Source organism: Archangium sp., assembly GCF_045802675.1.
Lineage (GTDB): Bacteria > Myxococcota > Myxococcia > Myxococcales > Myxococcaceae > Archangium.
The window spans coordinates 33720-55168 of record NZ_JBJMQO010000104.1; the positions used below are offsets into that span (position 1 = coordinate 33720).

Sequence of the window (21449 nt, forward strand, 5' to 3'; positions counted from 1 at the left end):
CGGTGACGGTCGAGCCCAAGCTGCTCCCGCTGCGCATCCGCCTCCCGTACGCGACGGAGGAGGACTTCGTCGAGAAGTACGGCTCGAACGTCGCGCGCGGGGGACTCTTCATCGCCACGCGCTCGCCCAAACCCGAGGGCACCGGGCTCGCCTTCGAGCTGGTGCTGGCCGATGGCGGACGCCTGCTGCGCGGCGAGGGCGTGGTGGTGAAGTCCCGCGCCGAGGGCCCTCGCTCCGGGATGACCGTGCGCTTCGTGCGGCTCGATGCGCACAGCAAGGCGCTCATCGACCGCATCGTGTCCCGCAGGGGCTCGGCGCCCGAGCAGCTCCTCGAACCGGCACCGGAAGCCGCGGCCCCGCCCGCGCCCATCGGTGCGCCCCCCGTGGAGGAGCCCGTGCAGGCGCAGGCCGCGCGCCCGGAGGCGCCCCCGAAGCGTGGGCGGCCCGTCATCTCCGCGGAGGCCCTTCGCAAGCAGGCCGCGAGCGCACCCGCTCCCTTCTCACCCAAGCCCGCGGCCCCCGTTCCGCCCAGGCAGACCCAGCCCCACGCGCCCGTCGCGAAGCCCGCGCCGAAACCCGCCGCGCCCACGCCCCAGGCGACGGTGACGCCTCCCGCTCCCTCCACGGCGCCCGCCCCGCTCGAAGTCACGCTCGCGCCGGAGCCCCCCACGCCTGCTCGAGCGCCAGCGGCGCAGCCCGTCCCTACCACGGCGCAGCAGGTTCCGGCTCCGCCCCCCGAGGCGCCCGCTCCCACTCGCGTCCCGGCTCCCGTGGCCGAGAAGCCCGCACGGCCCCTCACCCCCGCGCGCATCACGCTCCCCGAGCCCGAGCCCGCGCGGCCCACGACCCAGGATCTCATCGCCAACGCCGTCCTGGAGCATCTCGACCCCGAGGAGCTGGAGCCCTCCGCCACCCTCACCCTGGAGCTCGAGCCTCCCGCGCGTCCGGAGATCGCCCGCGAGGTGCCTCCCGTCCCCGAGGAGCCCCGCCGCTCCGTCTCGGCCGAGTCCAAGGGCCGCCGGCGCGCCATCCTCGACGTCCCCACCTCCACGCCCGTCACCGCCACGCATCCCGAGGTGGTGCTCGGCATCGACCTGGGCACCTCGCTCGCGCGCGTCGCCGTCCACCACCAGGGCACGCTCCAGCTCATCCCCCTCGGCGAGTCCCAGGCCCTGCCCTCGCTCATCGCCGTGGACCCCTCGGGCCAGCTCCTCGTGGGCGCCGCCGCCAGGGCCGAGGCCGAGCGCTCCCCCCGCCACGCCATCCACGGGCTCCGCCGGCTCCTCGGACTGCGCGCCCGCTCTCCCCTGGTGCGCGCGCTCGGCGCTCCCCTGCCCTTCCCCCTCTCCACCGGGCCCCACGGCGACGCCAGCGTCGAGCTCCACGGCCGCACCCTCCTCCTCCCCGAGCTCGCCGCCCACCTCCTGCGCGAGCTCAAGTCCGCCGCCAGCACCTTCCTCGGCCACGAGGCCTCTCGCGCCGTCCTCTGCGTCCCCGCCCACTTCGACGACCGCCAGCGCGCCGCCATGCGCGAGGCCGGCTCGCTCGCCGGGCTCGAGGTCCTGCGCATCCTCAACGCCCCCTCGGCCGCGGCGCTCGCCTTCGGTCATGGCCGGGTGCTCGCCCGCAAGCGCATCCTCGTGGTGGAGCTCGGCGGCGGCGGCCTCGACGTGTCCGTCGTCCAGCTCACCGGCGATGATCTCGAGGTCATCACCACCGGAGGAGACCCCACCGTGGGCGGCCTGGACTTCGATGCGCGCATCGCCGAGGCCCTCGTCAGCGAGCGCGAGGCCCAGGGCCTCCCCCGCCCCGAGCACCCCTCCGACTGGCTCCCCCTCCTCACCGCCGCCGAGGCCGCCAAGGTGGCCCTCAGCGAGCGCGACGAGGTCTCCTTCCCCCTCCCCGGGGCCCCCACTCCGTTCTCTCTCAACCGAGAGCGCCTGGAGTCGCTCACCGCGGACCTCGTGCAGCGCATCACCCTCGTGGTGCGCCACGTGCTCGAGTCCAGCGCACTCATCCCCCAGGGGCTCGACGAGGTGCTGCTGCTCGGAGGCCAGGGCCGCTCACCCCTGGTGCGCCGCCGGTTGGAGGAGAGCCTCGGGGTGCCCGTGCGCGCGGACGTGGACACCACCCACTCGGCGGCGCTCGGCGCGGCGCTGCTCGGCCAGGGGATGCTCGATGCCGCGGCCGGCAAGCCCTGCGCCAGCGTCTCCGAGGTGCTCTCCGTCCCCATCGGCGTGGCCGAGCGCGGCGGCACCCTGCGCCGCGTCCTCGAGCGCAACACCCGCCTGCCCGCGGAGAAGACGCTCGTCATTCCCGTCACGCCCGGGCCGCTCTCACTCGCCCTCTTCCAGGGGCCCTCGCCGGTGGCCGCGGAGAACGAGTACCTCGGCTCGCTCGCCTTCACCCTGGAGCGCCCCGGCGAGCTCGAGGTGCACTTCAGCCTCTCGCAGGACGGCATCCTGTCGCTCGCGGCCACGCTGCCCGGGGTGAAGCGCCACGCCGTCTCCCTCTCCACGGACATGCCCGAGGACGCGGAGCTGGAGGCCCTCCTGGCCCGCTCGCCGCTGGAGGGCGAGCCCGAGGCGCGTCCGGGTGGGCTCCTCTCCGGCCTGCGCAAGCTCTTCGGCCGCCGCTGAGCCGCGCCCCGCTCACGCAGGGCGAGCAGCCTGCCGGGCGCCCCACGCCCTGCCCGAGTCGTGCACGAGCATCCCGGCGGGTGCGGGGTCCATGGCTTCTCATTCCAGACGAATGGCCAGATTTCGCCCAGCAGACACCCCTTCGGGAGGACGACATGCAGGTCCGTTCGTGGATGAGTGGTATCGCGTTGATGGCTCTCTGCACCGCGGGCTCGGCGTTCGCGGCGGTGGATGCCTCGCAGCTCGGCCGGAAGGTCCACCTCGACGAGCAACGGGTCCCCGTGGGCATCGGCCTCATCGGAGGCCTGGGCGCCTTCACCGGGAACGGGGCGGAGCACACGAAAACGGGCGCGCTGCTCGGCGTCGCCGCCAATGCCCAGCCCGGGCGCATCCTCGGCATCGAGGCGGATTACGAGGGACAGCGCATGCCCATCGATGACGCGGTTGTCGGCGACGGGGAGGCCATCTGGCGCCACAACCTCAGCCTCCTGGCCAAGGCCGGTATGCCGCTGCTCCAGGACAAGCTCCGTCCGTACGTGGGAGCGGGCGTCGGCCTGAGCTACTTCAACGCCAGTGAAGGCGCCGAGTCCCGCTACAACAACGACTTCGTCGAGGAAGTGCCGCTCGCGGCCGGCGTGGATTTCCACATCACCCCCAGCATCTACGCCGGGGCCCGCGCCGCGTACCACGCCATGTTCGGCACGTCCTGGGCGGACGAGGTCACCGGGACGGGACAGACCTCGGGCGGCCTGCTCAACTTCAACCTGTCGGTCGGCGGCAGCTTCTAGTCCGCGCCCCCCCAGGTCACGGGAGCTCGAGCCCCACCGTTCCTCGCGAGCCGAGGCGCGGTGGGGCCTCCCGCGCTCAGGCGGCCAGGGCGCCGGGCCTCGAGTCCTCCCCGGCGGTATGGAGGGGCAGGACGATCCGGAAGGTGGTGCCCCGGCCCACCACGCTGTCCACGGAGATGTCCCCGCCGTGCGCGGTGATGATGCGCTGGCACACCGAGAGCCCCAGCCCGCTGCCCACGCCCGCGGGCTTGGTGGTGAAGAAGGGCCGGAAGATGCGCTCCAGGTTCTCCGGAGGAATCCCGCAGCCCGAGTCGCTCACCTCCACCACGACGCGGGAGTCCGGCTGCGCGTGGGCGAGCAGCTGGATTTCATTGCGCTCCACCTGGCCGGGGGGAATGGCGTGCGCCGCGTTGATGAGCAGGTTGAGGAACACCTGGCACAGACGGGCCGCGTTGCCGCGCACCGGGGGAAGCCCCTCCGACTGCATCACCAGCCGCGCCCGGTGCCGCACCTCGTGGGCCGCCATCTTCGACGCGCTCCGCAGCACGGTGCCCAGGTCCACCGGCTCGTTCGCCACATCGTCCGCGCGCGAAAGCATCTTCAGGTCCTGCACCAGCAGGCGCACCCGCTCGGCGCCCTCGTGGGCCTCGGAGAGCGCCGCCAGCCACTCCTGGCGCTCCTCGGGCGAGGGCGTGCCCGGCATCCGGCCCAGCTCCTCGCGCACGTAGTCGATGTTGCTGAGGATGAAGGCGAGCGGATTGTTGATTTCATGCCCCACGCCCGCCGCGAGCTGGCCCACCGTCACCAGCCGGTCCGCGAAGAGCAGCTGGGAGTTGGCCTCCTCCAGCTCGGCGGTGCGCCGGCGCACCGTCTCCTCCAGCAGGGCGTTGTAGCGGCGCATCTCGCGCTCGGACGCCTCGGCCTCGGCCTTGGCCAGCCGCTCCTTCTCGCGCACCGTGTCCCGCAGCTCGGTGGCCATCCGGTTGAAGGCGCGCGCCAGCATGCTGTGCTCGTCCTCGCCCGTCACCTGTAGCTCGGTGGTGAAGTCGCCCCGGCCGATGCGCTCCGCCCCGCGCAGCAGCTCGCTCCACGAGCGCCGCAGGGTGAGCATCAGCGTGGCCGCCAGCACCAGCGTCAGCCCCAGCGCCAGCAGCGGCACCGCCACGCCGAACAGCTGACCCAGGCGCAGCGCCTCCAGCCGCCCGCGCTTGTGCGCCTCCAGCCGCTCGCGGTTCTTCGCCCAGGCCGCGTTGAGCAGCGGCATCACGTCCGAGTGGAAGGTGTCGATGGACTCGTGCAGCAGCCGGTCCTCCGCCCCACCCTCCCCCACGCGCGCCGCCATGCGCCGCATCCACCCCTGGTGCACCTGCCGCACCGACTCGATGCGCGCCAGGTCCTCGGAGGGCACCGCCTCGGGCGCCCGCTCCCGCCGGGCCAGCTCCCTCAGGCGCTCGAAGTCCGCCTCGGCCCGCCGCACCTCCCGGTCGAGCACCTCCCGCCCCCCCTCCCCCTTCCCCCGCGCCTCCAGCAGCGCGTGCGTCACCCACACCGCATCCCCCGTCAGCTTGCCGTACAGGGCGTTCTGCTCCTGCATGGCGATCATCTCCTCCGTGCTCCGCACCCCCCGGTTCGCCAGGGCGAACAGGGCTCCCCCCATCACCGCAACCAGCCCCACCGCCATCGTCGCGAACAGCAGGATCTTGCCGCGCACCGTCTTCATCGTGGCCTCTCTTTGGACCCCCGGGCACGCGTCGACCCCTACCCGCCCCACCCGACTGCCCCCCCACGTGCCCAGCTCCGCGGCCGCAAATACCCTACCTCTCCACTCAAGTCATAGCGGAATTGTCCAACAGTGCGGTATTTGTCGGGAACCCGTCAAACCGGGAAAAGGCCGGAGAAAGGCGCTCGGGGGCACGTTGGAGACGGTGCGGGTCAGCCGGGCCCGCGACCCGCTCCGTCAGAGCGTGAAGTGGCCGAGGAAGGCCTCGGGGCGGGGATCCTTCTGCCAGGCCTCGAGCACGGTCTGGCCCGGCGAGCGGCCCGAGGCGGCCTGTGCGGCGAGCGGCTCGAGCAGGGGCGCGTCCGCGGGATCCAGGCGCTCCAGGCCCCGGCGGGCAATGGCCACCATCTCCCCGGCGAGCCGGTGCAGCTCATGGGTGCCGAGCCGTCCGGCCAGGCCCTGGCGGCGCGCGGTGTCGTGGAAGGCCAGGTGCTCCTCGTAGGAGAGCTTCGGCAGCAGGCGCTCGCCCTCCTCCATCGCGCCCGGCTCGTAGAGCAGCCCGCGCCAGAGCGCCCCGAGCGCGCCCGTCATCTCCGCCGAGGCGCAGTCCGCCCCGCGCACCTCCACCACCTTCTTGAGGCGCACCTCAGGGAAGAGCGTGGAGAGGTGGTCCGTCCAGTCGCTCATGTCGGCGGGGCTGCCCGCGTAGCCCCGATGGATGAAGTCGCGGAAGGTCATCTTCGGGCGGAGGTACTCGCCGTCGCGGCGCAGGAAGAGGATGGGGGCGTCGAGGGCCCAGTCCAGGTAGGCGCGGTAGGAGAAGGAGCCGTCGAAGAAGGAGCGCAGGTAGCCGCAGCGGGTGGGGTCCACCTCGTCCCAGACGCGGTTGCGGAAGGAGAGGTAGCCCGAGGGCTTGCCGTCCAGCAGCGGGCTGTTGGCGTAGAGGGCCACCATGAGCGGGGCCAAGCGCGCGATGAGCACCGTCTTGCGCACGCAGTCCGCCTCGCTCTCCCAGTCGAACGACACCTGACCGGTGGCGGTCATCAGCATCATGTTGTGGGCGAGCGGGCCTCGCTCGGGGAGCGTCTGGCGCATGGCCACGTAGCGCGTCTTGGGCATCCACGACATCTGCTGCGGGGTGGCGAAGGGCCGGTAGCCCAGGGCCACCAGCCGCAGCCCGAGCGCCCCGGCGGCCTGCTTCACCTCGGCCAGGTGGGCGAGGTTCTCCGCGTGGGCCTCGCGCGCGGTGCGGAAGGGCGAGCCGGACAGCTCCAGCTGGCCCCCGGGCTCCAGGGAGATGGTGAGCATCCCCTTCTGCAGGGCGATGACGGGCGAGGCCGGCGTCTCGCGGAAGGGGGTGTAGCCGGCCGGGGCCAGCTTCTCGAGCAGCGCGCCAATCCCCGAGGGGCCCTCGTAGGGCACCTGCTGGGCGGACTGGACGGGGTAGACGAATTTTTCGTGCTCGAGCCCCAGCAGGTGCTTGGAGCGGGGCTTCTCGGCGGAGCGGAAGCCGGCCAACAGCATGTCGAGGGAGGTGATGGGCTCGGAGGCCGCGCGCTGGAGATCGAGAGACATGGCCGCCGTATATAACGGTGATTGACCCTTCCGCTGGCATTTGCGCATCGTCCCGACAATGACCCACACCTCGGCGGTGCCCACCTTCTCCGCCCGGCCCGGTCCGGCGGACTTCTTCCAGGGACTGGCCCTGCTCGGCAGAGCTTGGGGCCTCATCTTCCGGACGCCCCGGCTGCTGCGCCTGTCCGCCGTCTGCGCGGCCGTCACCCTGGTGGCCCTCGGAGGCCTCTTCGCCCTGCTCTGGGTCTACACGCCCGACCTGTTGGCGTGGCTGTGGACCCGTCCCCAGGTCTGGTACGGCCAGGCCCTCTGGTACGTCCTCCTCGTGCTGCTGTTCGTGGTGCTGCTGGTGGTGGGGGCCAACGTGGTGCTGCCGGTGGTGCTGGCCCCGCTGCAGGATCCCCTGTCGGAGCTCACCGAGGAGCAGTGCGGGGGCTACACCTCGCCCCCCTTCCGGCCGGGCGCCTTCGTGAGGGGGCTCGCCACCGGCGTGGGGCACACCCTGGCGCGCGTCTTCTTCCTCCTGCTGGGACTGGCCGTGCTCTTCCCGCTCAACCTGGTGCCCGGGGTGGGGAGCGTGGCGTGGACGGTGCTGGGGACGCTGTGGACGGTGCTCTGGCTGGCGGGTGAACACCTGGCCGCGCCCATGACGCGCCACCTGTACCCCTTCTCCGAGGTGCGGCGGGTGCTGCGCGAGCGCTGGCTCCTGTGCCTGGGGTTCGGCGTGGGCGTCTACGTCCTGCTCTGGGTTCCGATCCTCAACAGCTTCTTCCTCCCGGTGGCGGTGGTGGGCGGCACGCTCCTCTACCGAGGGCTGCTCGCCGTGGGGAACGTGCCCCCGCCCCCTCCCCCCGCTGGGAAATAATCGTCCGGCCCGGCTGTCTCGTTCGCTGGCTCCGATCCGGGAACGCAACGTGCGCTCCTGGCGTTCTCCAACGTTGCGCAAAGGCGTCCGCTTGAAGCACCGGGGGTCCATGATTAGGCTTGCCCGGTTGCTCCCGGCACACGTTCCTCACCGCCAAACCCTCGATTTCGCTGAGCTTTTCACGCATCACCCCCGGGGCTCACGGGCCTCACTCTGGATGGACCATGCCGCGACTCTTTCGCCGGATCACCGCCGTCGCCGTTCTCCTTGGCGCCTGGGCCCTCGTGGGCAACGACCGGGCCCCCCTGCCCCTGACCCTCGGAGCGGCCGCGGCGGCCGGCCAGGGCAACGCCTCCGACTCCTCCCGCATCTCCGGTGAGAAGGGAGGCCCCCAGCACGACCTCTCCTCCCTGCGCGTCTTCACCAAGGTCATCCTCTACGTGAAGGACAACTACGTCGACCCCAAGCGCGTGCGGCCCAAGGAGATGATGATCTCCGCGCTGGAGTACGTGGAGAAGAGCGTCCCGGACGTGCTCGTGGACGGCAACGCCGACACCGGCAAGCTCAACGTCAACGTCAACGGCAAGACGCGCGAGTTCGACATCAGCCACGTCGACTCGCTCTGGAAGATGTCCTTCACCCTCAAGGACGTCTTCGACTTCGTGAACAAGAACATGCGTCCCATGGAGGACACCCGCGACATCGAGTACGCGGCCATCAACGGGATGCTCTCCACCCTGGATCCGCACTCGGTGCTGCTGCGCCCCGAGGTGTACCGGGAGATGAAGCTGTCCACCAAGGGGGAGTTCGGTGGCCTGGGCTTCGTCATCCAGATGCGCGAGGGCAACCTCACCGTCGTCAAGGTGCTGCCCAAGACGCCGGCGGCTCGCGCGGGCATCCAGAAGGATGATCAGATCAAGAAGATTGGCGAGGAGTCCACGGTCAACATGGACCTCAACGAGGCCGTGTCCAAGCTGCGCGGCCCGGTGGACAGCCGCGTGAACATCACCGTGGAGCGCAAGGGCTGGGACAAGGCGCACCCGATGACGCTGGCGCGCGCGATGATTTCGATCGAGAGCGTGCAGTCCAAGCTGCTGGCGGGCAACGTGGCCTACGTCCGGCTGAAGAACTTCCAGGGCAACACCACCAAGGACCTGCAGGCGGCGCTGGCGGACATGCGCCGGGCGACCGAGTCCAAGGGTGGACTCAAGGGCGTGGTGCTGGACCTGCGCGGCAACCCGGGCGGTCTGCTCGACCAGGCCATCCAGGTGTCCGACACCTTCGTGTCCAACGGCACCATCGTCTCGACGGTGGGCCTGTCCGACAAGCTGCGCGAGGAGAAGCGCGCCCGTCCGGACGAGGGGGAGGAGTCCTTCCCGGTGGCGGTGCTGGTGAACGCGGGCAGCGCCTCGGCCTCGGAGATCGTCGCCGGCGCGCTCAAGAACCTCAACCGCGCCGTCATCATCGGCCGCCAGACGTTCGGCAAGGGCAGCGTGCAGGTGCTCTATGACTTCCCGGACGACAGCGCGCTGAAGCTGACCATCGCCAAGTACCTCACCCCGGGCGACGTCTCCATCCAGGAGGTCGGCATCATCCCGGACATCGAGCTGGTGCCCTCGGCCGTCACCGACGAGCGCGTGGTGGTGTTCGCCCCCCGCAAGACGATTGGCGAGGCGGATCTCGACCAGCACTTCGGCAACCCGAACTCGGACTCGGTGGCCAAGAAGCGCGAGGACGTGCTCGGCCGCGAGAAGCCCCAGGAGTCGGTGAAGTACCTCAAGCTCGACGAGAAGCAGCAGGCGCTGGCCAAGAAGCAGCAGGAGGAGGCCGCCAAGGCCAACCCCGAGACGGCTTCCAAGGACGCGCCCAAGGCCAAGCCCGGCCACCCGCTGCTGGACGTGGACTCGGTGGGCGCCAGCGAGGAGCTGGATGACCAGATGGACGCCGAGAGCCAGGACGAGGTGAAGGAGGACTTCGAGGTGCAGTTCGCCCGCGATTTCGTCCTCAACGTGCCCTACAACAACCGCCAGGCCATGATTCAGAAGGGCAAGGACTTCGTGGAGACGAAGCGCCGCGAGGAGGAGCAGCGCATCAACTCCGCCATCGGCGCCCTCAACGTGGACTGGAGCGCGGGTGCCACGCCCAAGGACGTGAAGCTCGCCGCCACCTTCAGCCCCTCGGCCGACCAGCACATCGCCGCGGGCGAGACGTTCGACCTGGCCCTCACCGCCGAGAACAAGGGCAGCGAGGCCCTCAAGCGCGTGCGCGCCTGGACCGAGAGCGACAACTACTACCTGGATCGCCGCGAGTTCCTCATCGGCAGCCTCGCCCCGGGGGAGAAGAAGACCTGGAAGGTGAAGGTGCGCCTGCCCAAGGACCTGACCTCCCGCCGCGACGACGTGACGGTGAAGTTCCACGACGACAACGGGGCCCTGCCCACCACGCTGGTGAGCGAGCTCAACTTCACCGAGCTGCCCCGTCCCTCGTTCGCCTTCAACTGGCAGATCGTCGATGACTGCGAGTCGTGCAACCGCGACGGCGTCGCCCAGCGCGGCGAGGACGTCTGGGTGGTGCTCGACGTGACGAACACCGGCAAGGGCAAGGCGCTCGACTCGTTCGCTCAAATCAAGAACGTGGGCGACCCGAACATCTTCATCGAGAAGGGCCGCTTCAAGCTGGGCGAGCTCGCCCCGGGCGAGACGAAGACGGCGCGCTTCCAGCTCGAGGTGAAGAAGGGCTTCAAGGAGGACTCCTTCCCGCTGAAGCTGGCCATCCTCGACGAGCCCCTGGAGGAGTTCTCCATGGAGCGGCTGGTGCTGCCCGTGACGGACGCCCCGGTGGCCAAGCTCGAGCCGAAGAAGGGCCTGGTGAAGGTGTCGGAGAAGGCGGAGCTGCTCGCCTCGCCGCAGCAGGACGCCACCGTGCTGGCCAGGCTGTCCAAGCCGGCGGTGCTCGTCACCGACGCGGCCACCAAGGGCTACTACCGGGTGGAGCTGGACAAGGATCGCTTCGCCTTCGTGCGCGCCCAGGACGCCCGGGCCACGGCTGGCAAGGCCACCGCGCTCCAGCAGGGCCTGACGTACGTGGCCCGCCGCTCGCCGCCGGAGATCAAGCTCGACGTGGACTTCAGCCAGGGGGGCCTCGTGGCCAACGGCGACAAGTACACCCTCTCGGGCGAGGTGGATGACGTGAACGGCCTCCTGGACATGTACGTCCTGGTGAACGACCAGAAGGTCTACTTCCAGGCCGTGGACGCCGCCGTGGCCGCCAAGAACAACGAGCCGCACAAGCTCAAGTTCTCCACCGAGTTCTCCCTCAAGGAGGGCAACAACAGCGTCCTGGTGGTGGCGCGCGAGAGCACCGATTTCGCCAGCCGGCGCACCCTGGTCATCCGCCGCCGTCCGGCCGAGATGGCCCAGAAGCTGGCGGCGCCGGCCACCGCCATCAAGCCGGCGTCCAAGTCGGCCACGCCGTAAGCGGAAGTAGCGCGGCTGTTCGGCTGCCTTCCGGGCGGCTTTCGTCGGGGCCCCGTGCCCCCTCGGAAGCCGCCCGTTTTATTGACGCTCTGCTCGCACGCACGCTAGCGTCGCTCGCGACTGGCGCCGTCGCCGGACGTGCGCCTCGGGAGGCGGTACTGAGGATGCGGACGTTCAGCCGTTGGATGGCCTTCGCGGTGCTGGTGTGCGGCCCCGCCGCGTACGCGGATCGCAACGACCTCGAGATCACGAAGCTCGGCAATCCGAATCAATTCGTGAGGGCGGGCTCGTCCGAGGCTTCGGTCAACTACAACCCGGAGGCCAACGGGGACTTCCGCGCCTTCGCGCGCACGTTCGCCGCGGCGATCAGCTCGACGACCCTGATGCCCCCGGAGACGACGGGGCACGCGGGCTTCACCGTCAACGTGGAGCTGGGCGTGATTGCCCTGCCCTCGCCGGGCCGCGAGGACGGCCAGGTGACGCTGCCCACCGAGCGCACGCAGACGGGCACGCTGCTGCTGCCCTCGGTGCACGTGCGCAAGGGACTGCCCTTCTCCTTCGAGGTGGGCGCCCGCGTGGGGTGGATCGACCGCAGCAGCATGTACACCGCCACCGGCGAGCTGAAGTGGGCCGTCAACGAGGGCTTCACCTATCTGCCGGACATCGGCGTGCGCGCCCATGTGACGCGGCTGATGGGCAACCGGGACTTCGACCTGACGGCGGCCGGCCTCGACCTCGGCGTGGGCAAGCAGTTCCCGCTCGGCGGCATGGTGACGCTCACCCCCTACGGCGGCCTGGACTTCGTGGGCGTGATGGCCAGCACGGACACGCTCGACTTCAACCAGGGCCGCTCGCTGGGCAGCACGCTCGATCCGGCCAACCCCTACGCGGGCCTGGACAACACCGGCGTCTACAGCGAGGTGAAGCTGGGCGAGAACATCAACCAGCGCATCTACGGCGGCGTGCGCTTCATCGGCGGCGCGCTGCAGCTGGGCGCCGAGGTGTCCCTGAGCAACCAGGGCAGCATCGACGTACTCGACACCCAGACGCAGGAGACGCGCTCGCGTGCCCTGCCCGCTGTGTTCGCCTTCAACGCCACGCTCGGCCTGGACTTCTAGGCCGCCTTGCCGCGCAGGGCCTCGCGGAGGAAGCGAGGCTTGTTGGTGATGAGGTAGGAGACGCCCATCTCCTCCAGCGCCCGGGCGCGGCGTGGGTCATCCACCGTCCACACCGCCACGCGCAGGCCCTTGCGGCGCCACTGCTCCACGCGCTCCGGGGTGCACTGCTCGTAATAGGGGTGCACCGAGTGGGAGGAGACGAGCGGCGTCACCACGTGCGCCTGCGGGCCCCAGCGCTTGTCCGGGTCGATGAGGAAGCCCCGGCGCAGCGAGGGCGCCACGGCCGCCACCCGGAAGAGGCACAGCGGGTTGAAGCTGGAGAGCACCACCCGCTCCTCCAGTTTCCGGCGCAGGACGAGCTCCGCCACCTTGCGCGACAGCCCCCCGTCGTCGGCCTGGTCGCACTTGAGCTCGATGTTGACGAGGAAGTGCGAGGGCAGCGCGTCCAGCACCTCCTCCAGCAGGGGAATGCGCTCGGGCGCGAAGCCGAGCCGGCTGCCCACGTCCGCCCCCTTCAGCTTCCAATAGGACGTGGTGCGCACCTCCCAGGGCAGGCCGGCGAGCCGGTCCAGCTTCTCGTCATGGCACACCACCACCTCGCCGGAGCCGCACACCATGGCGTCCAGCTCCACGCCGTCGGCCCCCTGGGCCACGGCCTCCTGGAAGGCGGCGAGGGTGTTCTCCGGGGCATCGGCGCTGGCACCTCGGTGGGCGAGCAGGAGCATGCCTCGCAATCTGCAACAGCCCGGCCCCAAGGGCGAGCGTCCCGGCACGCGCCGTCCGGGGTGTGACAGGCGGCTTGCCTCCCCCCAGCCGTTGCTGCACTGTGCGCGGCATGCTGGGACTGCGCACCGGGGAGATTCTTTTCATCGGCTTCATCCTCGTGGTGGTGTTCTCCGCCGCTCGGATGGGCCAGCTCGGCAACGCCGTGGGCCGCTTCGTCTACTCGTTCAAGAAGGCCGCCAAGGGCGAGGACCTGGTGGACGTGAAGACGCTGCCCCGCTCCAAGCGCGGCCCGGACGTCTCCGACGCCGAGTACACCGACTCCTCCGGTCCCAAGCGCGGCTAGGGAGTCCCGGCCCCCGCCAACAGCCGCGCCGCCTGCTCCCGTAGCGACGGGTGCACGGACGTGTCACCGGCCAGCTCCGCCAGGTCGCTGCCGTTGAGCAGGGGGACGATCTTCACCCCCACCTCCGGCGGCAGGTACGGGTTGAAGACGAGCGCGCGGCGCACCCCGTGGCGCGAGCTCCAGCGCGTCGACTTCCAGATTTCCACCAGCGGCTCGGGCCGGGCGGGACGGCGCGCCGCCATGCGCACCACCAGGGGCTCGGTGAGCCGGGGGTTGAGCAGCGCGTTGCGGACCACCAAGGGGTTGCTCACCGTGACGAGCCGCGCGAGCACATCCGGGTCTCGCGTGAGCCGGGCCTGCTGCTTGAGGTGTCCCAGCGACTGGGTGAGCACCCTGGCGTCCGCCTTGGCCGCCGCGCCCTCGTCGAGCTCCTTGCGGGCCGGCGCCGTCTCGAAGAGGTCCGCCACCGACTCCAGCGACTGCACCTCGGCCATGCGCCGCAGCGAGTCCGCATAGGGGATGCTCGCGGACTCCTGGCCCAGCGCCGCCACGAAGGCGGAGAGGACACAGGTGGCCGGCTCCCAGGCACCCCGCGCCAGGAAGATGACGTGGTGGAGCAGCTCGTTGGCGTCGAGCGGATCCCTCCGGGCGAGCTCGCGCGCGGCGGCCTTGCGGACGATTTCCGCGCCCCCGCTCAGCGCATGCAGCCGCCGGACGACGCTCTTGGCCTCCTCACGGCTGGGCATTGCCGGCCGGTGCCTGCTTGGACCCTCCCGCGGCGGCGGTCGCGCCGTGCGGCTCGAGCGTCACCTCGAGCCGGAAGCCCGCCAGGTCCGAGGGGTAGTCGTAGAAGAAGACGACGAAGGGAGCCCGGGCGCCGGGAGCCACGTCCTTCACGGCCCCGTCCAGACGGCCCCGGAGCGCCTCGGCCGCGCTGGCGCTCTCGAGCAGGAAGAGCTCCTCGGGCGAGGGCACGGTGCCCGCGAGGCCCTCGGCGGACTTCACCCGCTGCTCTCCGTCGAACAGCGCGACGGTGGCCTTCACGCGGATGGGGGCGGTGCCCCGGTTCTCCACCTCGCCCCGGACGAAGAAGAGCGCGTGGCCGTCCGCGGTCTCGTAGAGGCCGTTGGACAGGTCCTTGGCCACCAGGGGACGCGTGGGCGACACCAGCTCCCTCATGCGCGAGGGCGACAGGGTGGACAGCTCCACCCGGCCTCCGTTGAGCCAGGCACTGCCCACCGCGGCCAGGCCCACCACCAGCACCGCCGCCACCACGAGCTGCGCGGCCACGGCGGCCAGACGCTGCACCAGCCGCGGACCCGTGCGCTCCTGGGACGCCTCCGCCTGCTTCACGGCCGGCGGGGCGATCACCGGCGGCGTGGGCGTCGCGGCCGGCAGGTCGGGGAGGATCTCCGTGCTCGGAGCACCCGCGCCCGGGAAGTCCGGGAAGGGGTTGCGCTCGGTGGGCGCGTTGGCCTTGGCGGTGGGAGTCGCCGCGACCGTCTGCGTGGCGCCCCAATCCGGCATGCCCGCCGGAGGAGTCTGCTGCGGGGCACCCCAATCCGGCATGCCCGCGGGCACGGCGCCCTGCGGTGCACCCCAGTCCGGCATGCCCGCCGGAGCGGACTGCTGCTGCTGCGGAGCGCCCCAGTCCGGAATGCCCGACGGCGCGGGACTCGGAGCGGGCACCGCGGCCATCCCGGGAGACGAAGGCAGCGCCGCCACGGGGTCGAACGCGTCGAACGGGTTGTCCGTCTCGGGAGCCGTGGCGGGCGCCTGAGCGGGCCCCCTGCCAGCAGCCGGAGGCAGCGCCGCCACGGGGTCGAAGGAGGCGAACGGGTTGTTGCCGTCGAGCCCCTCCATCTCCTCGGAGGCCGCCGCGGCGGGCACCGGAGCGGGCGCGGGGCCGCGGGCCGGAGCCGGCCTGGGCGCCGGAGCCGGAGCCGGAGCCGGAGGCAGCGTGGGCGTGGCCGGAACCGTCGGCGCAACCTGGAACGAGACGAAGGGGTTGTTGCCCTCGAGCCCCTCCATCTCCTCGAAGGCCGGACCCGAAGAGGCGTCGTCCGGGGGCAGCGCGAACGGATCGTTCTCCTCGAGCGCCATCGGCGCGGGCGCGGCGCCTCGGGGCGGCAGCGTGGGCGTGGCGGGAGCCGTCGGCGCGTCGTCGGGAGGCAGCGCGAACGGATCATTCTCCTCGAGCGCCACCGGCGCGCTGGCGCGAGGCGCGGGCGCGGGGCTCCTCGCCGGCACCTGCACGGGCACGGGCGCCGGCTTCGGAGCCGGAGGCGCGCTGCGCACTGGCACGGGCGTGGGCACGGGACGGGGCGGCAGCGTGGGCGTGGCCGGAACGGTCGGCTCGGCCTCGGTCGCGCCGAACGGATCGTTCTCGTCGAAGGAGAACGGAGCGCTGCTCACGGGAGCGAGGCTCTTCGCCGGCACCTGCACGGGCGCGGCGCTCTTCGCCGGCACCTGCACGGGCGCGGCGCTGGCGGCCGGCTTCGGCGCCAGAGGCGCGCTGCGAGCGGGCACGGGCGTGGGGAGCTGCTGCGGCTGGACCTGGCCGACCGAGAGCGCCCCCGCGGGCTTGTTGGGCAGGGGCGCCTTGGCGGCGAGCTTGAGCGCCTCGGAGGGCTGGGGGGTGTTCTCGCCCATGAACTCCATCAGCGGATCCAGGTCGATGGTCGCCGGGGTCCTCGGCGCCTCGCGCGGCAGGCCCAGCGGGAGGGCCGGAGCGCCCCCGCGAGGAGCGGCCATGCCCGGTCCCGAGGCGGCCGGAGCACTCGCGGGCGCATCGAACAGCCCCTCGAGGCCGGAGCCCGGTGGACGGGCCGGCGCCTTGCCCGGTGTGCCGGGCGCGGAGGCCCGAGGCACCTCGAGCGGGGGGCCCGCACGGGGGGTGGCGGCCGGTGGCTTCGCGGACGAAGCCGGGTCGGCCGGGGCGGGCGTGGCGGACGCGACGTCCTCACGCGCTACCCGGAAGGTATGCTGACACTTGGTGCAGCGGACCTTGACCCCCTTGTCGGTCACCTTCTCATCGGGGATCTTGAACCGCGTCTGGCAACGCTCACACTTGACGATCATTCAGGGCTCGGCCGGTCCGAGAGTATAGGCGCAGAGGGCAACTACCGCGAGCAAGCCTCCACCCAGCTTGCCCGCCCCCACCCCCTCTGCTACAGGCTCTGATCACGCACCATGTGCGAAAGTGTCCGGACGCACAGGGGGAGAAACAGACATGAGCGAGCCAGAGCAGGCAGGCGTACCGGGCAAGGAGCCCAAGGTCATCAAGCGGTACACCAACCGCAAGCTCTACGACACCGTCGAGAGCCGGTATGTGACCCTCGATGAAATCGCCGCGATGATCAAAGAGGGCGTGGAGGTCCAGATCGTCGACAATCGGACGAAAGAGGATCTCACTTCGGTCACGCTCGCGCAGATCATCTTCGAGGAGGAGAAGAAGCGGAACCGGATGCCGCTCACGGTGCTCCGGGAGATCATCCGCCATCCGGGCGAGTCGCTGACGGACTTCATCCAGAAGGAAGTGACGCCGAGGGTGGCGTCCATCCGGGAGGAGGCCGAGTCCAGGCTGGACAAGCTGCTGCGGCGCGAGAAGGAAGAAGCCGCACTGGGGGCCGAGTCCACGTCCGCGGAGCAGCCGGCCGAGCAGACGCAGGCTCAGCAGGACGCCAACGCGGCGGGTGGCCCGGCGGAGCTGCTCAAGGCCAGCCAGCGCGCGCTGGAGGAGTGGCAGCGGCGCATCGACGAGCGGGTGAAGCACGTGGTGGAGAACCTGGCGGGGAACCTGCCGGCGCTCGGCCGCGACATGCAGGTGCTGACGCAGCGGCTGGAAGAGCTCGAGAAGAAGCTGGACGAGCTCGAGAAGAACAAGCAGCAGTAGCACGTCACCTCCCCCGCGCACTCCCTCTCCCCACGCGGGAGAGGGCCGGGGTCGAGTCGTGATGCACGCGGCGTGACGTGGCCGTGACTTTCACTTCTCACCGGTGAGAAGCGGAAGGTGCCTGTCCCCACTTTTCACTTCTCACCGGTGAGAAGCGGAAGGTGCCTGTCCCCACTTTTCACTTCTCACCGGTGAGAAGCGGAAGGTGAGGAGTCCCCTCCCCCGGACGGCGCCTCCAGGTGAAGAGACGCTCCCTGCCCGGCCCTACGCCACGCGGGAGGCCTTCTTGCCGCGCTTCGCCCTGGCGGGCACGCCGTCGTAAATCTCCGCGGCGATGGCGGCGAGCATCCGCGCTCCCGTGCTGCTGGGCGCGTACTCCCAGATGGTCTTCCCGTGGCTCTGCGCCTCGTCCACCTTGACGTTGTAGCCGAGGGGCGTGGCCGCCAGCGCGTCGGGGAAATAGGACTCGAGGCGCTCAAGGATGGCGGTGGCAAGCGCCGTGCGCCGGTAGAGCGTGGGAACCACCTTGGTGATGCGCAGCCCGGGGCGGCCCTCGGACTCGGCCACCTGGCGCACGGTGTCGGCGACCTCGGCGCAGCCGTCGAGCGCGAAGTACGTCAGGCCCACGGGCACCACCACCTCGGTGGCGGCCACGAGAATGTTGCGCGTGGTGATGCCCATGGATGGCGGGGCATCGAACACCACCACGTCGTAGCCGGCGGCCTCGGCGGGGGCGAGCCGCTCGGCGAGCCGGTGCGCGCGCCGCTCGTCCTGGGCCACGGCCAGCGGGAAGTCCGCCATCTCCTTATACGCGGGCAGCACCGACAGGCCCTCAAGGGCCGAGGGCCGCACCACGTCCTCCAGGCGCACGGCCGGGTCGGTGAGCAGGTGGAAGATGTTGCGAGGCAGCGTGCGCACGTCCAGGCCGAGCGACTTGCCCGCGTGCCCCTGCGTGTCCAGGTCCACCAGGAGCACCTTGAGCCCGCGCTCTCGCGCGAGCCACGCCGCGGTGTTGACCGCGAGCGTCGTCTTGCAGGTGCCACCCTTCTCGTTGATGAAGGCGATGCGCCGCATGTCGGGCCTCTACTTCTTCCGGGCCGTCGTCACCAGCGTGTCCACCTTGGACTCCACCGAGGACAGCAGCCGCTCCAGGTCGTCCACCTTGTTGCGCAGCTGCTCCACGTCCGCCGTGGAGGGCAGGTTCATGGCCGACAGCGCCGTGCGCAGCGCCCCGTCCAGCGTGCCCTTGGCGGCGAGCGAGCGCGACACCAGGTTCTGCACCATCGACACGAACTTCTCGTTGGACATCAGCTGCTGCGCCAGCTTGCCGACGCGCTCCTCGCCGGTCTCGACGAGCTTCTTCACCACGGGGTTGTCTTTGAGCATGGGGGTCCGTCAGGTCCGCGCGCGGGGGTCAGGAGGCCGCGGAAAGTCCTGGAGAAAACGCGCGAACTCTGGTTGGACGCAACGCGACGTGTCAAGCGATGGGATCCAGGTGACAGAGCGCGTTGACAGGGGAGAGGGGCATCCCTACGGTTCGCGCCTCTCAATGGCCGGCCTGCTCGACAAGAGGTTGTGGATCGTCTCCGGCAAGGGCGGCGTGGGCAAGAGCACCATCGCCGCGGCGCTGGCGCTGCGCTCGGCGCGTGCCGGCCGGCGCACCCTGGTGTGCGAGGTGAATACCCAGGAGCGCATCAGCCGCCTGCTCGGGCACCAGCCCGTGGGCCCCGAGGTGACGAAGCTGGAAGACAACCTGTGGGCGGTGGACGTGCGCCCCCAGGAGGCCATGCGCGAGTACGCGCTCATGGTCCTGCGCTTCGAGACCCTCTACAAGACGGTCTTCGAGAACAAGGTGGTGCGCTACTTCCTGCGCTTCATCCCCTCGCTGCAGGAGCTGGTGCTGCTGGGGAAGATTCTCTACCACGCGCAGGAGAAGCGGCCGGACGGCCAGCCGCTGTGGGACACCCTCGTGATGGACGCGCCGGCCACGGGCCACGCGATTACCTTCCTGCGGGTGCCCCAGGTGCTGCTGCAGACGCTGCCGCCCGGGCCGATGACCCGCGAGGCCATGAAGATGCGCAACCTCCTCGAGGACCCGGCCACGACGGCGGCGGTGCTGGTGTCGCTGCCCGAGGAGATGCCGGTGAACGAGACGCTGGAGCTGCACTCGGCGCTGCGCGACCAGGTGCGGGTGCGCACCCACGCGGCGGTGCTCAACGCGGCCTTCCCCGAGCGCTTCACCGAGGACGACCTGGAGGCGCTGGTGGACGAGCCGGAGCTGCTGCACCTGGCGCGCGCGCACCACGACCGGGCGGCGCAGACGGTGCTCGCGGAGATGAAGCTGGAGCGCAACCTCCACGTGCCGGTGCACCTGGTGCCGCGCATCTTCACGCCCAACTTCGACCGCTCGGCGATTGAACAGGTGATGGGCCACCTGGAGCCCCTCGTCACCGGCAAGGCAGGGGCATGAACGCGCTCTCGGAAGCCCTGAAGCAGAAGCGCGTGCTGGTGTGCGTTGGCTCGGGAGGGGTGGGCAAGACGACCATCTCCGCGACGCTGGCGCTGCGCGCGGCGGTGGACGGCCGCGGCAGCCTGGTGTGCACCATCGACCCGGCCAAGCGCCTGGCCAACTCGCTGGGCCTCAACGCGCTGGGCAACGTGGAGGCCGAGGTCCCCGCTTCCGCGCTGGAGCCGCTCGGGGTGAAGCCCCGGGGCCGCCTCCACGCGATGATGCTGGACATGAAGCAGACGTGGGACGACCTCATCCTCAAGTACGCCCCACCGGACAAGCGGGAGAAGATTCTCTCCAACCGCTTCTACCAGTCGCTCTCCAGCGCCCTCGCGGGCAGCCAGGAGTACATCGCGATGGAGAAGCTGTGGGAGCTGCGCACCCGGCGCGACTACGAGCTCATCGTGCTCGACACGCCGCCCACGGCGCACGCGCTGGACTTCCTCGAGGCACCCAACCGGGTGCTGGACTTCCTCGACAACGAGGCGGCGAAGTGGCTGCTCACCCCCGCGCTGGCGGCGGGGAAGATTGGCCTGTCCCTCTTCAGCCTGGGCAGCAGCTACGCGGCGAAGACCCTCTCCAAGTTCACCGGCACGGAGACGCTGCAGGAGCTGGCCGGCTTCATGATGGCCATCGCCCCGATGAACGAGAGCTTCCGGGAGCGGGCGCGCGGGGTGCGCGAGCTGCTGGAGGCCGAGTCCACGGGCTTCGTGCTGGTGACGAGCCCCGGGCGCGAGCGGCTCGACGAGGTGATGCACTTCCACCGGCTGCTGAAGCAGAACGAGATGGAGGTGGTGGCGGTGGTGGTGAACCGCGTGCACCCGATGCCGGGGCCCGAGCTGTGGGAGGAGGCCAAGGGCCTGATTCCCGCCCGGCGCGCGAAGGTGGAGGAGACGCTGCGGGAGCTCACGGTGCTCGCCGAGCAGGACGCACGGGGCATCGCCGAGCTCCAGGCGGCGTGCCAGGGCACCCCGCTCATCCAGGTGCCGCGCTTCGAGCTGGACGTGCACGACATTGGAGCGCTGTGGCGCACGGGCCGCTTCCTCATGGGCGACGAGCACATTGCCACGCTCTCCCCCGCCCTCTCCCCGGGAGAGAGCCGGGCGTAGGCGGACGCGGGGAGGGCCTCAGGAGTCCCGGCACAGCCGGTCCACCCGGCCGAGCAGCGTGGGGATGCGCGAGGCCCCGTGCATCCTCCGCACGTGCTCGGCGGCCTCGCGGGCGTCCATGCCCACCGCGGTGACGAACAGCGGGCGCTGGCTCTGCCCACGCAGCACCGGCACCGCGAGCCCACTGGAGTGGAACGCCGTCTTGGCCACGCCCACCACGGGCACGCGCCGCCCGAGCGCCTCGTACAGGTGCGCGCCGAGCCCCGGCCGCTCCTCGCCCAGCCACACGTACCCGTCGATGACCACCGTCTCCAGCGGCTCGCGCACGGCGGCGAGCACCTGGAGCAGGTGGGGCAATTCGCGGCGGAAGAACTGCCCGGGCTCGTAGGGCTCGGCCGGCGGGCCGCGCTCCACCCCGTGCGAGGCCTCGGCGGCGTCCGTCCAGTCCCGGAAGAGCACACAGGCGGCCACGGTGAGCCCGGTCCGGTAGTCCACGTCCAGGCAGGCCAGCATCGTGCTCCTCTCCGAGTGTCCACCCCTGGCGCCGGGCTGGCCGCCGGGCGGCGAGCCATGCGGGCGGGAAACGCGGGTGGAGGTTAAGCTGGGGCCCGCCTGGGAACCTCGGGATGGCTCGTGCTGTCCTGGAGGCTGAAACGCGGACGGCCCCCCAGCGGGCCCCTGACGAG

At 71.2% G+C, this 21449-nt stretch carries 17 protein-coding genes; 9 read left to right on the forward strand and 8 right to left on the reverse strand.

All coding sequences use genetic code 11. From position 1 onward, the window contains the following. Positions 1 to 2 precede the first annotated feature (2 nt). Together ACJ8AN_RS29660 and ACJ8AN_RS29665 are read left to right on the forward strand one after the other, a co-directional pair. Complete coding sequence (locus tag ACJ8AN_RS29660) at positions 3 to 2639, forward strand: TIGR02266 family protein (RefSeq protein ID WP_407758874.1); 2637 nt, start codon at positions 3 to 5, stop codon at positions 2637 to 2639. A gap of 155 nt (positions 2640 to 2794) precedes the next feature. Then, a complete protein-coding gene (locus ACJ8AN_RS29665) occupies positions 2795 to 3427 on the forward strand; it encodes an outer membrane beta-barrel protein (RefSeq protein ID WP_407758875.1) in 633 nt (210 codons plus the stop codon). Between the two features lie 76 nt (positions 3428 to 3503). Here ACJ8AN_RS29665 and ACJ8AN_RS29670 read toward each other — a convergent pair whose 3' ends face one another. Together ACJ8AN_RS29670 and ACJ8AN_RS29675 are read right to left on the reverse strand one after the other, a co-directional pair. Next, positions 3504 to 5147, reverse strand: a complete 1644-nt coding sequence (locus ACJ8AN_RS29670) for an ATP-binding protein (RefSeq protein WP_407758876.1) — start codon at positions 5145 to 5147, stop codon at positions 3504 to 3506. A 237-nt stretch (positions 5148 to 5384) separates the two neighbouring features. Then, positions 5385 to 6722 (reverse strand): glutamate--cysteine ligase, encoded by a 1338-nt coding sequence (locus ACJ8AN_RS29675; RefSeq protein ID WP_407758877.1) that lies wholly within the window; start codon positions 6720 to 6722, stop codon positions 5385 to 5387. A 58-nt stretch (positions 6723 to 6780) separates the two neighbouring features. On the opposite strand from ACJ8AN_RS29675, the gene ACJ8AN_RS29680 reads away from it, so the two are divergent. The 3 genes from ACJ8AN_RS29680 (at position 6781) to ACJ8AN_RS29690 (ending at position 12181) form a co-directional block, all read left to right on the forward strand. Then, entirely contained in the window at positions 6781 to 7587 is an 807-nt protein-coding gene (locus tag ACJ8AN_RS29680) for an EI24 domain-containing protein (RefSeq protein ID WP_407758878.1), read from the forward strand. A 224-nt stretch (positions 7588 to 7811) separates the two neighbouring features. Beyond that, on the forward strand, positions 7812 to 11063 hold the full coding sequence (locus ACJ8AN_RS29685) for an MXAN_5808 family serine peptidase (RefSeq protein WP_407758879.1): 3252 nt from the start codon (positions 7812 to 7814) through the stop codon (positions 11061 to 11063). A 164-nt stretch (positions 11064 to 11227) separates the two neighbouring features. Then, complete coding sequence (locus ACJ8AN_RS29690; RefSeq protein WP_407758880.1) at positions 11228 to 12181, forward strand: hypothetical protein; 954 nt, start codon at positions 11228 to 11230, stop codon at positions 12179 to 12181. On the opposite strand, the gene ACJ8AN_RS29695 is transcribed toward ACJ8AN_RS29690, so the two are convergent. Next, positions 12178 to 12906 carry a glycerophosphodiester phosphodiesterase gene (locus ACJ8AN_RS29695; RefSeq protein WP_407758881.1) on the reverse strand — a complete coding sequence of 243 codons (729 nt, stop codon included), beginning with the start codon at positions 12904 to 12906 and terminating at the stop codon, positions 12178 to 12180. The two genes, ACJ8AN_RS29690 and ACJ8AN_RS29695, sit on opposite strands and share 4 nt — an antisense overlap. Positions 12907 to 13016: 110 nt before the next feature. Between ACJ8AN_RS29695 and ACJ8AN_RS29700 the strand changes: the two genes are divergently transcribed. Continuing rightward, on the forward strand, positions 13017 to 13250 hold the full coding sequence (locus tag ACJ8AN_RS29700; protein ID WP_407758882.1) for a twin-arginine translocase TatA/TatE family subunit: 234 nt from the start codon (positions 13017 to 13019) through the stop codon (positions 13248 to 13250). Here the strand turns inward: ACJ8AN_RS29700 and ACJ8AN_RS29705 are convergent. Beyond that, on the reverse strand, positions 13247 to 13996 hold the full coding sequence (locus tag ACJ8AN_RS29705) for a hypothetical protein (RefSeq protein ID WP_407758883.1): 750 nt from the start codon (positions 13994 to 13996) through the stop codon (positions 13247 to 13249). The genes ACJ8AN_RS29700 and ACJ8AN_RS29705 overlap by 4 nt on opposite strands. Next, positions 13983 to 16331 carry a zinc-ribbon domain-containing protein gene (locus ACJ8AN_RS29710; RefSeq protein WP_407758884.1) on the reverse strand — a complete coding sequence of 783 codons (2349 nt, stop codon included), beginning with the start codon at positions 16329 to 16331 and terminating at the stop codon, positions 13983 to 13985. The genes ACJ8AN_RS29705 and ACJ8AN_RS29710 overlap by 14 nt, the downstream gene beginning before the upstream one ends. A 151-nt stretch (positions 16332 to 16482) precedes the next feature. Between ACJ8AN_RS29710 and ACJ8AN_RS29715 the strand changes: the two genes are divergently transcribed. Next, positions 16483 to 17145 (forward strand): polyhydroxyalkanoate synthesis regulator DNA-binding domain-containing protein, encoded by a 663-nt coding sequence (locus ACJ8AN_RS29715; protein WP_407758885.1) that lies wholly within the window; start codon positions 16483 to 16485, stop codon positions 17143 to 17145. A 264-nt stretch (positions 17146 to 17409) separates the two neighbouring features. Here the strand turns inward: ACJ8AN_RS29715 and ACJ8AN_RS29720 are convergent, their stop codons facing one another. Together ACJ8AN_RS29720 and ACJ8AN_RS29725 are read right to left on the reverse strand one after the other, a co-directional pair. Beyond that, the gene (locus tag ACJ8AN_RS29720; RefSeq protein WP_407758886.1) at positions 17410 to 18219 is read right to left on the reverse strand and encodes a ParA family protein; all 810 of its coding nucleotides are present in this window, start codon (positions 18217 to 18219) and stop codon (positions 17410 to 17412) included. A gap of 9 nt (positions 18220 to 18228) precedes the next feature. Then, on the reverse strand, positions 18229 to 18531 hold the full coding sequence (locus tag ACJ8AN_RS29725) for a hypothetical protein (RefSeq protein WP_407758887.1): 303 nt from the start codon (positions 18529 to 18531) through the stop codon (positions 18229 to 18231). Positions 18532 to 18694: 163 nt separating this feature from the next. Between ACJ8AN_RS29725 and ACJ8AN_RS29730 the strand changes: the two genes are divergently transcribed. Together ACJ8AN_RS29730 and ACJ8AN_RS29735 are read left to right on the forward strand one after the other, a co-directional pair. Then, positions 18695 to 19615, forward strand: coding sequence for an ArsA family ATPase (locus tag ACJ8AN_RS29730; protein ID WP_407758888.1), 921 nt, complete (start codon positions 18695 to 18697; stop codon positions 19613 to 19615). Further along, positions 19612 to 20763, forward strand: a complete 1152-nt coding sequence (locus tag ACJ8AN_RS29735; protein WP_407758889.1) for an ArsA family ATPase — start codon at positions 19612 to 19614, stop codon at positions 20761 to 20763. Before ACJ8AN_RS29730 ends, ACJ8AN_RS29735 begins: the two co-directional genes overlap by 4 nt. Before the next feature lie 18 nt (positions 20764 to 20781). Here ACJ8AN_RS29735 and ACJ8AN_RS29740 read toward each other — a convergent pair whose 3' ends face one another. Further along, entirely contained in the window at positions 20782 to 21276 is a 495-nt protein-coding gene (locus ACJ8AN_RS29740) for an endonuclease V (RefSeq protein ID WP_407758890.1), read from the reverse strand. Positions 21277 to 21449: the final 173 nt, after the last annotated feature.

What these genes read in the sequence shown, in the direction of transcription:
- ACJ8AN_RS29735 (WP_407758889.1), top strand. Translation starts at nt 19,612, where the DNA reads ATGAACGCGCTCTCGGAAGCCCTGAAGCAGAAGCGCGTGCTGGTGTGC.
- ACJ8AN_RS29740 (WP_407758890.1), bottom strand. Translation starts at nt 21,276, where the DNA reads ATGCTGGCCTGCCTGGACGTGGACTACCGGACCGGGCTCACCGTGGCC.
- ACJ8AN_RS29665 (WP_407758875.1), top strand. Translation starts at nt 2,795, where the DNA reads ATGCAGGTCCGTTCGTGGATGAGTGGTATCGCGTTGATGGCTCTCTGC.
- ACJ8AN_RS29675 (WP_407758877.1), bottom strand. Translation starts at nt 6,722, where the DNA reads ATGTCTCTCGATCTCCAGCGCGCGGCCTCCGAGCCCATCACCTCCCTC.
- ACJ8AN_RS29685 (WP_407758879.1), top strand. Translation starts at nt 7,812, where the DNA reads ATGCCGCGACTCTTTCGCCGGATCACCGCCGTCGCCGTTCTCCTTGGC.
- ACJ8AN_RS29680 (WP_407758878.1), top strand. Translation starts at nt 6,781, where the DNA reads ATGACCCACACCTCGGCGGTGCCCACCTTCTCCGCCCGGCCCGGTCCG.
- ACJ8AN_RS29715 (WP_407758885.1), top strand. Translation starts at nt 16,483, where the DNA reads ATGAGCGAGCCAGAGCAGGCAGGCGTACCGGGCAAGGAGCCCAAGGTC.
- ACJ8AN_RS29670 (WP_407758876.1), bottom strand. Translation starts at nt 5,147, where the DNA reads ATGAAGACGGTGCGCGGCAAGATCCTGCTGTTCGCGACGATGGCGGTG.
- ACJ8AN_RS29725 (WP_407758887.1), bottom strand. Translation starts at nt 18,531, where the DNA reads ATGCTCAAAGACAACCCCGTGGTGAAGAAGCTCGTCGAGACCGGCGAG.
- ACJ8AN_RS29710 (WP_407758884.1), bottom strand. Translation starts at nt 16,331, where the DNA reads ATGATCGTCAAGTGTGAGCGTTGCCAGACGCGGTTCAAGATCCCCGAT.
- ACJ8AN_RS29690 (WP_407758880.1), top strand. Translation starts at nt 11,228, where the DNA reads ATGCGGACGTTCAGCCGTTGGATGGCCTTCGCGGTGCTGGTGTGCGGC.
- ACJ8AN_RS29700 (WP_407758882.1), top strand. Translation starts at nt 13,017, where the DNA reads ATGCTGGGACTGCGCACCGGGGAGATTCTTTTCATCGGCTTCATCCTC.
- ACJ8AN_RS29705 (WP_407758883.1), bottom strand. Translation starts at nt 13,996, where the DNA reads ATGCCCAGCCGTGAGGAGGCCAAGAGCGTCGTCCGGCGGCTGCATGCG.
- ACJ8AN_RS29730 (WP_407758888.1), top strand. Translation starts at nt 18,695, where the DNA reads ATGGCCGGCCTGCTCGACAAGAGGTTGTGGATCGTCTCCGGCAAGGGC.
- ACJ8AN_RS29695 (WP_407758881.1), bottom strand. Translation starts at nt 12,906, where the DNA reads ATGCTCCTGCTCGCCCACCGAGGTGCCAGCGCCGATGCCCCGGAGAAC.
- ACJ8AN_RS29720 (WP_407758886.1), bottom strand. Translation starts at nt 18,219, where the DNA reads ATGCGGCGCATCGCCTTCATCAACGAGAAGGGTGGCACCTGCAAGACG.